Raw genomic sequence first — 14,698 nt, forward strand, 5'->3', positions numbered from 1 at the left:
TTGGCGCATCCCCCACCAAGTTACCAACAAAGTTATCCACAGAATATCTGAATCGCGGTGGATTGCTGATTTCCACCCGCTCCCGGGCGGGTACGCGGCTGAATTTCAGGCATATTCGGGGGCCGCTGCATTGCGCACCGGCCCTGCTGTCTGCCCGCCATGTCCTCCACCCTCCTGCACGTCCTGGTCCACACCCCCGCCCACGCGCGGCTGGGCTCGGTGCTGAGCTACCGCCACGCCGAGCCGCTGCCAGCCGGTACGCTGGTGCGCGTGCCGCTGGCGGCGCGCGAAACCCTGGGGGTGGTGTGGGACGCCCCGGCACCAAACTCCGCCGCCCCGACCGAGCCCGACAAGCTGCGCGACGTCTCCGAAGTTCTGGAAGGCATTGCGCCGCTGGGTGCGTCCTGGCGTGCGCTGCTGCAGTTTGCGGCCAGCTACTACCAGCGCTCGGCCGGTGAAGTGGCGCTGGCCGCGCTGCCGCCCCAGTTGCGCGAGATTGACGCCGAACAGTTGCAGCGCCGCCTCAAGCGCCATGCCAAGGCCGCCTTGGCCCAGCCGGACGCACCTGCGCCCACCGCGGCACCCGCGCTGAGCCCCGAGCAGGCGGCAGCGCTGGCGCAGATCGCCAGCCAGAGCGGCCCCTTCCTGCTGTTCGGCACCACCGGCAGTGGCAAGACCGAGGTCTACCTGCAGGCCGTCGAAGCCTTGCTGCTGGACGACCCGTACGCGCAAGCCCTGGTCATGGTGCCCGAGATCAACCTCACCCCCCAGCTCGAAGCCCGCTTCACCGCGCGCTTTTCCGGGCGTTTCGGCGCACAGTCGGTGGTGTCCATGCACAGTGGCATGACCCCGGCGCAGCGCCTGCAGAGCTGGCTCGCCGCGCACCACGGCCAGGCGCGCATCGTGCTGGGCACGCGCATGGCGGTGTTTGCGTCGCTGCCGCACTTGCGCCTGATCGTGGTGGATGAAGAGCACGACCCGAGCTACAAGAGTGGCGAGGGCGCGCGCTACTCGGCCCGTGACCTGGCCGTGTACCGGGGCAAATTGGAAAACGCCAAGGTGGTGCTGGGTTCCGCCACGCCCTCGCTGGAGAGCTGGTACCTGAGCCGGCCCGCCGCCGAGGGCGGCCGCTACCAGCGCCTGGCCATGCCCAGCCGCATCGGCGCCAAGGCAGGAGACGCACCCCACACCGGCTTGCCCACCGTGCGCCGCGTGGACATGAACCACCAGCCGCGCGGCGTGGTGTTTTCGGAGCCTCTGCTCAACGCCATCAAGGAGCGCATCGCCCGTGGCGAGCAGAGCCTGATCTTCATGAACCGGCGCGGCTACGCCCCGGTGCTGCACTGTTCGGCCTGCGGCTGGAAGAGCCAGTGCAAGCATTGCAGCGCCTGCCGCGTGTTCCACAAGGTGGACCGCACGCTGCGCTGCCACCACTGCGGCTTTACCGACCGCGTGCCACGCCACTGCCCGGACTGCGGCAATGTGGACATATTGCCCATGGGCCGCGGTACCGAGCAGCTGGAAGAACATCTGGGCGAACTGCTGGTGGACGTGAAGCGGCCGGACGGCGGCGCCGTGCGCATTGCCCGCATCGATGCCGACAGCACACGCCTGAAGGGCTCGCTCGAAGAGCAGCTGGCGGCCGTGCATGCGGGCGACGTGGATGTGCTGGTGGGCACGCAGATGATCGCCAAGGGCCACGACTTCCGCCGCATCACGCTGGTGGCCGCCATCAACCCCGACGGCGCGCTGTTCTCCAGCGACTTCCGCGCCGCCGAGCGCCTGTTCGCATTGCTGATGCAGGCCGCAGGCCGCGCCGGGCGCGACACCTCGCTGGGCACCCCGAGCGACGTGTGGGTGCAGACCTACGAGCCCGGCCACCACCTGTATGTGAGCCTGCGCGCCCACGACTACCCGGCCTTTGCCGACACCCAGCTGCGCGAGCGCGAAAGCGCGGGCATGCCACCGTTCACCGCCCAGGCGCTGGTGCGCGCGGAAGCCCGCACCCAGGAAGCCGCCCGCGCCCTGCTGGACGCCGCGCGCGAGGTGGCGCTGACCGACATGCCGCAGTGGCCCGGCTGGGCCCCGGTGCTGGAGCGCGTGACCGTCTACCCCGCCATCCCCAGCGCAATCCAGCGCGTGGCCAATGTGGAACGAGCCCAGATGCTGGTGGAGAGCGACTCGCGCGCGGCGCTGCAGCAGTTTCTCTCGGCCTGGGGCGATGTGCTGGCGCAGTGCCGGGAGCGACCGGAGTGCAAGGGGGTCATCCGCTGGGCGGTGGATGTGGATCCGCTGGGGATTTGATCTTTCCTCTTGCTACTTATTTCGTAGCTTATTGCGCAATCTATTCGCGGGCTACGGGCGGATCTATGCCTTGGGGTTTGTTTTTTCAGGGAACCATGAGGCAATGCTTCGGTTCGGAGAATTTGCCTTGGCAGGCGGCTTCCTCACGCCCCCCTCACTCCCCCCGCCCTCTCTCGCCCCGCCGGGCGAAAGAGGGAGCTAACAGCCCCATGTGGCCGCGTGTTTAAACAAGGGAAGTGCACGCGCTCATTGGCGTTGACTATCCCGGTTCCAGCGTGCTGTTGCACTTCCGGGAGGAAATAGCTCAGCTCCAGAAAATTCCCAGGATTGCGAGCATGTTGACCACCCAATTGGCACGTCGCGATGCATTTGCGCTGTCCGGTGAAATCGGAAATACCGCTGCACTGTTCCATGCCCACCGGTTGTAGGCAATCGCCAGTGGAATGCCGAACACACCAAGCCACAAAGATGCCCCTGCTAGGGAGGCAACTGGAAAGGCCAACACGACGATCGCAACGGTCGCCATCGGTATCCCCGAGGCGGTGCTTGCCACTACGTGTGACAGCCCTCCGCAGTGCGGGCACTGCGCTGGGCGTTCTCGGCTGGAGCTGCGCTTGGCCTGTGTCGTTATCTCTGCGCTGGCGCAATGAGGACAAAGAGTCATATGGGTTGAATGAGGTGTCAGTACACCGCGGTGCACTATACCTCTGACCCTGCCGCAGACACCAACAAAGCCATCACTAGCAGTAGCGCGTGCACTTCCCTTGTTTAAACACGCGGCCAAATGTGGCTGTTGGGCTCCCTCTCGCCCGGCGGGGCGAGAGGGCGGGGGGTGAGTGGGGAAATTGAGGAAGCCGCCTGCAAGGCAAATTCTCCGAACTGAACCATTGCCTCATGGCTCCATTTCGCTCCAATTTGCTATCAATTGAGTAGCTACTCGCGCAATAAGGGAGAGGGCCAAAAGCCCCAACCACCCATCAATGCAACTTGAAAGCCGCCACGATCTGGACCTGCTCCTGGGCCTGGCTCTTGAGGCTCGACGCCGCCGCGGCCATCTGTTCCACTAGGGCGGCGTTTTGCTGCGTGACCTGGTCCATGCTGACTACCGCCTCCTCGATTTGTGAGATGCCGGTGGACTGCTCGCTGCTGGCAGCATTGATCTCAGCCATGATTTCGGTGACGCGGCGGATGCTGCCCACCACTTCGGTCATGGTCTCGCCGGCCTGGTCCACCAGTACCGTGCCTTGCTCCACGCGCTCGACGCTGGCGTTGATGAGGCTCTTGATCTCCTTGGCCGCTTCGGCGCTGCGGCCGGCCAGGCTGCGCACCTCGCTGGCCACCACGGCAAAGCCTCGCCCCTGCTCGCCCGCACGCGCGGCTTCCACTGCGGCGTTGAGTGCCAGGATGTTGGTCTGGAAAGCGATGCCGTCGATGACGCTGATGATGTCGCTGATCTTGCGGCTGGACTCATTGATGCCGCGCATGGTCTCCACCACCTGACCCACCACCTCGCCGCCCCGGGTCGCCACTTGGGACGCGTTGGCCGCAAGCTGGTTGGCTTGGCGCGCTGCGTCGGCATTTTGTTTCACGGTGGAGCTCAACTCTTCCATGCTGGCTGCAGTTTCTTCGAGCGCGCTGGCCTGCTGCTCGGTGCGCATGGAGAGGTCATTGTTGCCCTGCGCAATTTCGGCACTGGCGGTCGACAGGCCTTCGGCGCCTTCGCGCACCCGCGACACCAGATCGGTCAGGTGGTTCTGCATGGAGGCCATGGAACCCATCAGCTGTGCCACCTCGTCCTTGCCCTGCACCACAATCGGGTGGGTGAGGTCGCCCTGGGCGATGGCCCCAGAAGCTTCGATGGCGCGTTGAAGCGAGGCCCGAATGGAGCCCACCAGCATCCAGCCCAGCCACACGGCCAGGCCGACACCGACTGCGAAGAAGGTCCAGGACAGCATGCGGCGCTGCGATTGCTCGGCCGTGGCGGCCTTGTATTCTTTGTCGGCCTCGTCAATCTGCAGCTGGACCAGCTTGAGCATAACGGCATGCTGGCTGTCGTACAGCGGGGTCACCACCTCGCTGAGCAGGCGCAGGCCTTCGTCCTTGTTACCGGCCTTGATGGCCGCCACCGTGGGCAGCAAGCCTTTGTCCTTGTAGGCCGCACGTTTTTCCTTCCAGTCTTTGGCCAGCACCGTCTCTTCCGGCGTCAGGTAGGTGGCCAGGTAGGCATCGTAGGTTTTGGTGATCTGCTCGACATTACCTGGAAACTCTTCAAGCGCTTTGTTCGCCGCCTCCGTGCTGGTCTGGTGCAAGGCCATGGACAGCAGGTACTGGTTGCGCGTCACCAGGCGCTGAACGGTGGCCAGCTGCCCCAGAGCCACCGTGCGGTCCTCGTACACGGTGCGCAAGGACTCGTTGGACATGCGCATGCCGCTCAGGCCCAGGTAGCCGACACCGAGGATGACCAGGATCAGCACCCCGCACAACATGGTAATGCGGGTGGAAATCTGGAAATTGTTCATTGTTGCCTCCTGCGAACAGCGGGGGCCTGGCAGCTGCATTCGCCCCATCCTTCTCGGCCAGGCGCTGTCACTGTAGCGCTTTGACTCCGTGCTGCCAATGGATTTTGGGGCCCAGGGGACAATATTTGCTACTAATTTGGTAGCTACTCACCCAGCAACTGCGCGAAATTGCACCAAATTAGTGCTTGGCGCCTGGTTACGTGCTTAACTGCGCCCCACCATCACCGCCACCGCCCCCGAGAAGGTGATGAAGGCCGCAGCGGTCGAGACCAGGATGATGCGGGCGATGCGGCCGTTGTCGGCGCCGAAGCGCTCGGCCAGCAATGACACATTACTGGCGCTGGGCAGCGCGGCCAGCAGCACCAGCACGGTCAGCGCCGGCTTGTCCAGCGGCACGCCCAGGCTGATGGCACTCACGCCGACGAGCAGCACGAGCAGGGGGTGCAGGAACAGCTTGGTCAGGGCCACGGGCACCACCTCGTCCCAGGGCACGGCGTGGGCGGCGTCCTGCTCGGCCAGGATCTGGGAGCGCGCCAGCACCGCGCCGATGGTGAACAGGGCCACGGGTGAAGCGGCGTCGGCCAGCAGACCGATGGTCTTGGCCACTGGGGCGGGCAACTCGATGGCAAAGGCCGACACCACGGCGCCGAGCAGGATGGACCAGGGCATGGGGTTGGTGGCGACGCCCTTGAGCGCATTGCGCACGGCCTGGGCTGCAGCCGCGCCGCCGCCCATGCCGGCCGGCAGGTGGGCCGCATCGAGCCGGGACAGGGCGATGCACAGGCTGGAGGTGATGACCATGTCCACCAGAATGGTGACGATGGCGGTACCGGCCGCACTTTGGCCCAGCAGGGCCACCAGCAGCGGCACGCCCATGAAGCCGGTATTGGGGAAGGCACCGACCAGGGCGCCGAAGGCTGCATCATTCCACCCAATGCGGCCATGGAGGGTGATGACCATGACGAACCCCACCACCACCAGCCCGCACAGCAGGTAGGTGAGCGCCACGCTGGGGTCGAACAGCTGGGCGATGGGGGTGCTGGCACCAAAGCGGTACAGCATGCACGGCAACGCGAAGAACAGCACGAAGCTGTTCATGCCTGGGATGGCCGCCAGGGGCAGCAGGCCCCGGCGCGCCGCGACAAAGCCGCACAGCACCAAGGCGAAAAACGGGAAGGTGACGGAGAGGATGTTCAGCACAGCCCCATTGTGCCGCCGCGGCAGGCCGGTGCCTGTACCTCGGCTGACAGGCCCTTGGGGCCAGCAGCTTCACACGACGCCGCTACACTTGGCCCCTTTTCCTGGCCCTATTGCTGTGCCACGCCCGCGCGGCGTGGCGGTCGCCCCGTTCCACCGCATGTCTTCCCACGCCACCAAAGCCCCCATGGGCATGAATCCCGCCCAGCAGGAGGCGGTGAACTACCTGCATGGACCGTGCCTGGTGCTGGCCGGGGCGGGTTCGGGCAAGACGCGCGTCATCACCCAGAAGATTGCGCGGCTGATCCAGATGGAGATGCCCCCGAAGCGGATTGCCGCCATCACCTTCACCAACAAGGCCGCGGCCGAGATGCGCGAGCGCGCCAAGGGCCTGATCGGCAAGGCGGCGAAGGACGTGCTGATCTGCACCTTCCACTCGCTGGGGGTGCGCATGCTGCGCGAGGACGGCGGCGTGCTGGGGCTCAAGAGCGCGTTTTCCATCATCGACACCGACGACGTGACCAGCCTGCTCAAGGACGCGGGCGGCACGACCGACGCCAACACCGCGCGCGGATGGCAGTGGACCATCAGCGCCTGGAAAAGTGCGGGCCTGAGCGCGCAGGAAGCGCTGGCCGCTGCCAGGAACGAGGACGAGCGCGTGGCCGCCGTGGTGATGGAGCGCTACCAGGAGCGATTGACGGCCTACCAGAGCGTGGACTTTGACGACCTGATCAGCCTGCCGCTCAAGCTCCTGCGCGACCATGAAGCAGTGCGCCAGCGCTGGCAGACCCTGCTGGGCCATGTGCTGGTGGACGAATACCAGGACACCAATGCCACCCAGTACGAGCTGCTCAAGCTGCTGGTGGGCGGCCCCGAGCGCGCGCGCTTTACGGCCGTGGGAGACGACGACCAAAGCATCTACGGCTGGCGCGGCGCCACGCTGGACAACCTGAAGAAATTGCCGGTCGAGTTCCCGAACCTCAAGGTCATCAAGCTGGAGCAGAACTACCGCTCCACCAGCGCCATCCTGCGGGCCGCGAACAACGTGATCGGCCCCAACCCCAAGCTGTTCCCCAAGACACTGTTCTCGGAGCTGGGCGAAGGCGAGCCGGTGCGGGTGGTGGAAGCCGACAACGAGGAGCACGAGGCCGAGCGGGCGGCAGCGCGCATCCTCAGCATCCGCGCGCAGGGTGCCGGGGGCGGCACGCAGTTCAAGGAATGGCGTGACTTTGCCGTGCTGTACCGCGCCAACCACCAGGCCAAGCCCTTCGAGAAGGCGCTGCGCAAGGCCAACATTCCCTACAAGGTGTCGGGCGGTACCAGTTTCTTTGACCGCGCCGAGATCCGTGACCTGTGCGCGTGGTTCCGGCTGTGGAGCAACAACGACGACGACCCGGCCTTCGTGCGCGCCATCACCACGCCCAAGCGCGGCATCGGCCACCAGACCCTGGCCAGCCTGGGCACCTTTGCCACGCAGTACAAGGTCAGCCTGTTCGAGGCGCTGTTCGCCTCGTCACTCGGCTCGGTACTGAGCGCCAAGGCAGTAGGCAGCCTGCACGAGTTCGGCCGCTTCGTGAACGACCTGGAGTTCCGCGCCCGCCAGACCCAGGGCAAGGAGGCCGCGCTGGCCTTCATGCAGCAGTGGCTCAAGGACATCGCCTACGAGCAGCACCTGTTCGACCACGAGGACAGCGAGGCCGTGGCCACCGCCAAGTGGGGCAATGTGCAGGAGTTCTGCGAGTGGATGGCGCAGCGCTGCGAACCCGACCCGGAGGCGCCCCACGAGACAAAGTCACTGCTGGAAGTGGCGCAGACCATTGCGCTGCTGTCCACCATTTCCGAGCGCGAGCAGGAGCAGAACGTGGTCACGCTCTCGACCCTGCACGCCAGCAAGGGGCTGGAGTGGCCTCACGTCATATTGGCTGGAGTGACCGAAGGCATGCTGCCCTTCAAGCTCGACGACGATGCCGATGGCGACGAACTGGCCTTGGGGCTGCGGCTGCAGGAAGAGCGGCGCCTCATGTACGTGGGCATCACGCGAGCCCAGCGTAGCCTGGCCGTGAGCTGGACCCGGCGACGCAAGAAGGGCCGGGACACGGTGCAGGCCCTGCCCAGCCGCTTCATCGCCGAGATGGCGCTCGACGCCCAGACGGCCAAGGAAGACCCGCGCGAGAAGCTCAAAGCCCTGCGCGCCGAGTTTGCCCGCAAAGCGCAGGACGCCAAGGAGGCGCTCAATGCCAAACCCGGAGGGAGTGCATGAAACGATTTCCTTCAATCGCTATTACTTTCATAGCTGCATGCACAATATCTACGCCGGCAAGCGCTCAAATTGACACCCCAGCCACGGTGGAGCAGCTGGCCCCGGCTTCGATTCCTGTGCAACCCTGCCACGACCCGCACCTCACGCCGCTCGAGCGCTTCTGGGAACTGCGCGGCGCCGCCAACTGCGGCACCTTCGGCTTGCGCGGCTACCGCCCCATCAGCCTGGGTGCCACGGTGGCCGACGGCGTGAACGGCACCCCCACCAGCCCCACCGCTGGGCACACCGGCACGACCCAGGCCTACACCAACAACGAGACCCGCATCCAGCTGTCGGTACGGACCAAGGTGGCACAGGGCCTGCTCACGGGTGGAAGCGATGAGCTGCTCGATTCGGTCTGGTTTGCCTACAGCCAGCAGTCCTACTGGCAGCTGTTCAACAGCGAGCTCTCGCGCCCCTTCCGCGCCACCGACCACGAGCCGGAACTGATCTACATCCTGCCGCTGCAGGCCGAGTTGCCAGGCGGGTGGCGCTGGGCCTATGCGGGCGTGAGTGCCAACCACCAGTCGAACGGCCAGAGCCTGCCGCTGTCGCGCAGCTGGAACCGCGTGATTGCGATGGCTGGCTTCGAGCTGGGCCAGCGCTGGACGGTCAATGTGCGCGCCTGGCAGCGCCTGCCCGAAGCGGCGGAAGACGATGACAACCCGGACATCGTGGACAAGGTAGGGCGTGGCGAGGTGAGCGTGCTGTGGAACGCCAGCAATGACAACAGTGTCGGGCTCACGGTGCGACCGGTCTTCGGATCGGGAGATGCAGGCTCGGTGCGCCTGACCTGGTGGCACCGCATCGGACAGAGCACCAACCCGCGCTCCAGCCTGCGCTTCCACACCGAACTGTTCAGCGGCTATGGCGATTCACTGGTGGACTACAACCACCGCCGCACAGCGCTCAATTTTGGGCTGACCCTGCTGGACTGGTAGCGGACAGTACGGGCTTCAGCGGTTTGAGCGGTGATCCCGCGCATTGAGTTGGCCATCGAAACCACCCAAGCCGACCGAGTGCTCGATGCCGAACAGCTTGTCGTGCGTCTCACCGAGGGTCATCATGGCGTTGACCGCCTCCTGGTGAAAGCCTTGGCGGGCATGACCGGTATCGTCGTAGCCGGTCATCAGCAGCTTGTCGATGTAGGCGCTGCACTCCTTGTAGCCCCACATCATGCGTATGGTCTTGGCAATGCGTGCGTGGTGCAGTTCGATGATGCCGAGCGCTTCTTCCGCCTGCTGGGCGAGTGACTTCTCGCTCAAGGGCATGGGCTGGGTATCCGAACCCGGCTCATGGGGAAACCCAAGGCTCGGCATGGGCGTGGGCCCGGCTGGTGGGGTATCCGCTGGCAACGGCGCACCACTCCCCAGGCGCAGTTCGGCCGACGCTGTGGCCTCGTCCCACATGCCCCAGCCGGTCTCGGGGTCACTCACCTCTTCAACCTCCATGCCCCGCGGGAGCTGGGAGTTGAGCTTACTGTCTTGCGCGGCAGGTTTGTCTTTGTTGGATCGGAAGCGTTCGAACATACGAAACTCCTGAAGTTGCACCATGGTACTCCAAGAATTCCTGCATGGCTACGTGCCAACTGCCGTGCGCGACCGGGTTGGAAAGTGCGCTTCAGCCCGTTCCTGACCGCTCCTGGAGAGCAGCGCCGTTTCCACGTGCCAAATAGACCCAATCCACGATTTCTTCCGCGGGCGTAAACCCGGCCACGAGCTGTTGCAGCAGTTGGCGGATCGCCGGCACATCGTTGCAATTCAGGGCTTGCTCCAGTGCCTCGATCCGGACGGCCAGTTCCTGCCAGGGCAAGAACTCCTCATGCGCCTTCATGATGCGCGCATGCGGTGTCGGCTTCGGGTTGTCGCCGATGAGCAATTCCTCGTACAGCTTCTCGCCCGGACGCAACCCTGTGATCTCGATCGCGATGTCGCCATCGGGATCGGTCTCATCCCGCACCGTCAGGCCCGACAGCTCGACCATGCGCCGGGCCAGATCGATGATGCGCACGGGCTGTCCCATGTCCAGCACGAACACATCCCCGCCTTTGGCCATGGCTCCGGCCTGTATGACCAGCTGTGACGCCTCGGGGATCGTCATGAAATAGCGGTTGATGTCAGGGTGGGTGAGCGTGATGGGCCCACCGTCCCGGATCTGCTGCCGAAATCGAGGCACGACCGAACCGGACGAGCCCAGCACATTTCCAAAGCGGACCATGCTGAAGCGCGTTGCCGGCTCGGTGGCCGCCAAGGCCTGGAGCACCATCTCCGCCAAACGCTTGCTTGCCCCCATGATGTTGGTCGGCCGCACCGCCTTGTCGGTACTGACCAGCACGAAATCGGAAACACCCGCAGCCACAGCGGCCTGAGCCGTGCACAGCGTGCCCAGCACATTGTTCTTGACGCCTTGTGCAGGGTTGTGTTCCACCAGCGGCACGTGCTTGTAGGCTGCGGCGTGGTACACCGTATCCGGACGCCAGGTCGACATCAGCTCGTCGATGCGCACGCGATCCTGCACCGAGGCGAGCAAGGGGACAAGGCGAATGCTGCGCCCCGCGAGCTTTTCTTCCAACTCCTGGTGGATTGCATAGAGGGCGAACTCGCTGAGCTCGACCAACAGCAAGGTGCATGGTCCGACTGCGAGAATCTGGCGGCACAACTCGCTTCCGATCGACCCCCCCGCGCCGGTGACCATGACGACCTTGCCCTGGATGTTCAATCCAAACAGCTGCGGATCCGGATCTACCGGATCGCGCCCCAGCAAGTCGTCGATATCCAGCTCCCGGAGGTCGGAGATGCTGACCTTGCCCTGCACCAGGTCCGCCATCCTGGGCAAGGTTCTGACCGCCACATGGGCGCCACGCATGAGTGCAAGGATCTCGTTGCGACGCTTGCGGTTGATGCTCGGCATTGCCAACAGGATGTCCCGGATATGCAGCGTCTCGACCAAGCCTGTCAAATCCCGCGGGTTGTAGACAGGCAAGCCGTTCAGGACGTGACCATGAAGACGCTCATCGTCGTCCAGGAACCCCGCAACCAGCATCTGGTTTCCGTTGGCCAGGGCTGCCACCAGTTCGCGTCCTGTGGCCCCGGCACCATAGATAAGCGCCTTGGGCCGCTTGGCCTGCTTCAGGATGAACTGGTATTGATCCCCGAGCCACACACGTACGAAGGCCCGGGAAGCCCCGACGAACAACAGTAGCAGGATGGGCTGGATGATCCCTACCGTGCGCGGGACCTCGGCAACGCCCACCGCAGTGAATATCGCGAAGTACAGCAAGCCGTAGATCCCGATGGCACGGGCAACCGCCAGCAGCGCCGGCCACCCGTTGTAACGGAAAATGGCGCGGTACAGACCCGAGACGATGAAGACCGGCAGTGCCAGCGCAATGGAGGCACCTGCAGCCCACAGTGCGCGACCAGACAATGCCACGAATTCGCCCAGGCGCAGGTAGTACGCCAACCAGACCGTGAGCACACACAGTCCCATGTCCACCGATACGGCAATCAAGCGCTTGGCAGCGCGCGGCAATGCCAGCATTGGCGAGGCCAATGGCTTCAGAGGAAGGCTCAAGTTGTCCCCCCATCGCGTGGCCAGAATCTGTGGGCGCGCACGGTCAATGGGACACTCCATCTCTTGCAATTACTTTTCGGGCAGTGAGCACGAGAATCTTGAGGTCAAACCAGAAGGAGCGGCGCTGAAGATACTCCACGTCCAACTGCACCTTCTGCGGTATGGGAAGCTCATCGCGACCATTGACCTGCGCCCACCCCGTCAGACCCGGCATCAACTCGTGCACGCCCCTTTCGGTACGCAGGGCAATCAGGTCGTCCTGGTTGAATAGGGCCGGGCGCGGTCCGACAAAGCTCATGTCGCCCTTGAGGATACTCCACAGCTGCGGAAGCTCGTCCAGACTGGATTTGCGCAGGAAAGATCCTATGGGCGTCAACCATTGGCCGGGGTTCTCCAACAGATGCGTCGCCACCGCGGGTGTGTCGATGCGCATGCTACGAAACTTCGGCATTTTGAATATGCGGTTATACCGTCCCACGCGGTCACTCCAGTACAGCGCCGGACCTGGCGACGTCAAGCGAACGGCGATTGCCACGATCGAGACGGGTACCAGCAACAACATCGCGGCCAACAATGCCACGCACAGATCAAACCACCGCTTCATCGTTTCATCCCTAGCGCTACTTGCAACAATCCTGCATCAACCGTTATGGGTGGCGCCCACCCCAGGCGAGTGCATGTCTTGGATATGTCCACTTGCAAGGAGCCACATAGCCGCGCATACACACTGCCTCGGTTGAGCGCCGCTGCCCCCAATCGGAGAATCCCCGTTGGCAGGTACACCAGCCGGGCAGGGGTGCCCAACGCCCTGGCCATGCGCTGAATCAACTCGCACGTGGACAGGTCCTCACCGTCACTGACGAGAAAGGTCTGATTTGCCGCTAGCGGGTGCTTGAGACAAACGACGATCAGGTCGACCAGATTATCCAAGGCCACCATGCTGCGCCGATTGAATGTAACGGCACCCAATGGCAGTGGCACACCGCGCGCCACCCCACGCATCATCGCCGCGAAGTTTGCCTTCACGCCCGCTCCATAAACAAGGGGCGGGCGTATGATGACCAACTCCATCCCCGCAGATTTGGCGATCCGGTGCAGTTCCTGCTCTGCCTCATGCTTGGATATGGCATAAGCATCCTGCGGTTCCGGCGGGTCCTCCGCCGTGAATGGCTGCCCTGGCAGCGTGGACTCCCCGTTTACCTTGACCGAGCTCAGGTAAACGAATCGCCTGACGCCAGCAGCCGCCGCTTGGCGTGCAAGGTTGGCGGTCCCCTCCACGTTGACCTTGCGAAATTCTGCCAGGGGATTCACAGATCGCTCATGCATGACATGCACCCTGGCCGCACAATGCACAACGACCTCCATGCCCTGCAAAGCGCGTTTCCAGCATGTGGACCCATCGATTCCACCGACTTCCACTACCTCGCAAGTCATTGAAGGGGTCCACCCCTTCCCCCTGACAGCTGCCATCACACCACCTTCAGGGTGGTCTTGAGCCAAGCGCTTTACCAATGCGCTTCCTACGAATCCGTTGGCCCCCGTTACCAAAATCAATTCAGGTACTCCCCGAGAGGCGCTTCGCGCCAAGGGCTGCTGCCTCATGCAACAGGGTGTCCAACCGAGCCATCAGTGCGCTACGCCCGAACTCGCTTTCGGCATAGCTGCGCCCATTCCTACCCATCTGGGCCCTTGTCTCGGGCGGAAGCGCCGCCAGTGCGGTCACCGCGTGCGCGAGCCCTGCGCTGTCTCCTGCGCCGCAAGTGAAACCAGCCTGTGCATCCCGAATCACCGACGCGCCCTCGCCATCCAGCATTCCAAGAATCGGGACGCCCGCCATCAAATAGGACTGCACCTTGCCGGGAATGGTCATGCTGAACACCGGATCACGCTTCAAAGAAACAAGCAAAGCGTCCGCATGGGCATAGAAGGACGGCATTCGCTCCAAAGGGAACCGTCCGGACAGAATGACTCGTTCCTGAAGCCCGCGCCGCAGCACCTCGTTCCGGACCCATTCCGACTGGCGTCCATCGCCGACGATGACCCAGCGGATCCCGGGATTGTCACGCAGAAGTTGGGCTGCTTCCAGTACCGCCGGCATATCCTGCGCTTCACCGATGTTGCCAGCAAACAGGACGGTGAATACGTTGTCCTGAACTGGGATCTCCGGTGCCGGTTCGGCCTGCCGATCGGCAAACACCTCTTCCGACCAGTTGGGAAAATAGCGGATCTTGGTAGGTTCATTGCAGTATTTCGCAATGCTACCCATGAATGCACGGGACTGTCCCAGCACCAGGGCGCACCGGTTGTAGATAAAACGGACCATGTGGCCCACCCAGCGCAGAATGGCAGGAGACCGGACCACACCAATGGCAGCCAATGTTTCTGGCCATAGGTCCAGCACCCAAAACACCACCGGTGCTTTCTTTAGCTTCCCCAACAGCACAGCCGGTAGTCCCACCGTTACTGGAGAGGGTTCGAAGACAAAGATGACGTCAAATCGCTGGCCCCACAGCAAGACCGGGCCCCAGAGCAACCCTCCCAGCACAAACGAGAGGTAGTTCAACACCAGGCGGACACTCCCGCTCCCACGCGGCAACATCGGGACTCGAAGCACTTGGGCGCCCTCATACTGCATGAAGTCATCCGGTCGGATTCGGTATCGGTCGAACACGCTTCCTTCCGGATAGTTCGGTACGCCCGTCAGAACCGTCACTTCGTGCCCACGATGCCCCCAGTCTCTGACAAGATCGTTGATACGGAAGTTTTCCGGCCAGAAATACTGGCTGACAACGAGAATCCGCAAAGG

General features: G+C 63.9%; 11 protein-coding genes. 3 read left to right on the forward strand and 8 right to left on the reverse strand.

Annotation, left to right across the window (positions count from 1 at the left end; all coding sequences use genetic code 11):
• The first annotated feature begins 159 nt into the window (after window positions 1-159).
• The gene (gene priA, locus RQP54_RS19535) at window positions 160-2,304 is read left to right on the forward strand and encodes a primosomal protein N' (protein WP_315680240.1); all 2,145 of its coding nucleotides are present in this window, start codon (window positions 160-162) and stop codon (window positions 2,302-2,304) included.
• A 304-nt stretch (window positions 2,305-2,608) separates the two neighbouring features.
• Here priA and RQP54_RS19540 read toward each other — a convergent pair whose 3' ends face one another.
• The 3 genes from RQP54_RS19540 to RQP54_RS19550 form a co-directional block, all read right to left on the reverse strand.
• A complete protein-coding gene (locus tag RQP54_RS19540) occupies window positions 2,609-2,830 on the reverse strand; it encodes a hypothetical protein (RefSeq protein WP_315680242.1) in 222 nt (73 codons plus the stop codon).
• 451 nt (window positions 2,831-3,281) lie between these two features.
• The gene (locus RQP54_RS19545) at window positions 3,282-4,823 is read right to left on the reverse strand and encodes a methyl-accepting chemotaxis protein (protein ID WP_315680244.1); all 1,542 of its coding nucleotides are present in this window, start codon (window positions 4,821-4,823) and stop codon (window positions 3,282-3,284) included.
• A gap of 204 nt (window positions 4,824-5,027) precedes the next feature.
• Entirely contained in the window at window positions 5,028-6,023 is a 996-nt protein-coding gene (locus RQP54_RS19550) for an AEC family transporter (protein WP_315680246.1), read from the reverse strand.
• Between the two features lie 157 nt (window positions 6,024-6,180).
• On the opposite strand from RQP54_RS19550, the gene RQP54_RS19555 reads away from it, so the two are divergent.
• Complete coding sequence (locus RQP54_RS19555; protein ID WP_315680248.1) at window positions 6,181-8,280, forward strand: ATP-dependent helicase; 2,100 nt, start codon at window positions 6,181-6,183, stop codon at window positions 8,278-8,280.
• Window positions 8,281-8,366: 86 nt separating this feature from the next.
• Window positions 8,367-9,260, forward strand: coding sequence for a phospholipase A (locus RQP54_RS19560; RefSeq protein ID WP_315680250.1), 894 nt, complete (start codon window positions 8,367-8,369; stop codon window positions 9,258-9,260).
• Between the two features lie 15 nt (window positions 9,261-9,275).
• On the opposite strand, the gene RQP54_RS19565 is transcribed toward RQP54_RS19560, so the two are convergent.
• The 5 genes from RQP54_RS19565 to RQP54_RS19585 form a co-directional block, all read right to left on the reverse strand.
• Window positions 9,276-9,848, reverse strand: a complete 573-nt coding sequence (locus RQP54_RS19565; RefSeq protein ID WP_315680252.1) for a hypothetical protein — start codon at window positions 9,846-9,848, stop codon at window positions 9,276-9,278.
• A 91-nt stretch (window positions 9,849-9,939) separates the two neighbouring features.
• Entirely contained in the window at window positions 9,940-11,859 is a 1,920-nt protein-coding gene (locus RQP54_RS19570; RefSeq protein ID WP_315680305.1) for a nucleoside-diphosphate sugar epimerase/dehydratase, read from the reverse strand.
• Window positions 11,860-11,935: 76 nt separating this feature from the next.
• Window positions 11,936-12,496, reverse strand: a complete 561-nt coding sequence (locus tag RQP54_RS19575) for a sugar transferase (RefSeq protein WP_315680254.1) — start codon at window positions 12,494-12,496, stop codon at window positions 11,936-11,938.
• Window positions 12,493-13,494 carry an SDR family oxidoreductase gene (locus RQP54_RS19580; protein ID WP_315680256.1) on the reverse strand — a complete coding sequence of 334 codons (1,002 nt, stop codon included), beginning with the start codon at window positions 13,492-13,494 and terminating at the stop codon, window positions 12,493-12,495. The genes RQP54_RS19575 and RQP54_RS19580 overlap by 4 nt, the downstream gene beginning before the upstream one ends.
• Entirely contained in the window at window positions 13,448-14,695 is a 1,248-nt protein-coding gene (locus RQP54_RS19585) for a glycosyltransferase family 4 protein (RefSeq protein ID WP_315680258.1), read from the reverse strand. Before RQP54_RS19585 ends, RQP54_RS19580 begins: the two co-directional genes overlap by 47 nt.
• Window positions 14,696-14,698 lie beyond the last annotated feature (3 nt).

Origin of the sequence: Curvibacter sp. APW13 (genome assembly GCF_032337135.1) — a bacterium.
In the GTDB taxonomy this organism is placed as follows: Bacteria; Pseudomonadota; Gammaproteobacteria; order Burkholderiales; family Burkholderiaceae_C; genus Allorhodoferax.

What these genes read in the sequence shown, in the direction of transcription:
- RQP54_RS19570 (WP_315680305.1), bottom strand. Translation starts at nt 11,859, where the DNA reads ATGCTGGCATTGCCGCGCGCTGCCAAGCGCTTGATTGCCGTATCGGTG.
- RQP54_RS19555 (WP_315680248.1), top strand. Translation starts at nt 6,181, where the DNA reads ATGTCTTCCCACGCCACCAAAGCCCCCATGGGCATGAATCCCGCCCAG.
- RQP54_RS19545 (WP_315680244.1), bottom strand. Translation starts at nt 4,823, where the DNA reads ATGAACAATTTCCAGATTTCCACCCGCATTACCATGTTGTGCGGGGTG.
- RQP54_RS19575 (WP_315680254.1), bottom strand. Translation starts at nt 12,496, where the DNA reads ATGAAGCGGTGGTTTGATCTGTGCGTGGCATTGTTGGCCGCGATGTTG.
- RQP54_RS19565 (WP_315680252.1), bottom strand. Translation starts at nt 9,848, where the DNA reads ATGTTCGAACGCTTCCGATCCAACAAAGACAAACCTGCCGCGCAAGAC.
- RQP54_RS19540 (WP_315680242.1), bottom strand. Translation starts at nt 2,830, where the DNA reads ATGGCGACCGTTGCGATCGTCGTGTTGGCCTTTCCAGTTGCCTCCCTA.
- RQP54_RS19580 (WP_315680256.1), bottom strand. Translation starts at nt 13,494, where the DNA reads ATGAGGCAGCAGCCCTTGGCGCGAAGCGCCTCTCGGGGAGTACCTGAA.
- priA (WP_315680240.1), top strand. Translation starts at nt 160, where the DNA reads ATGTCCTCCACCCTCCTGCACGTCCTGGTCCACACCCCCGCCCACGCG.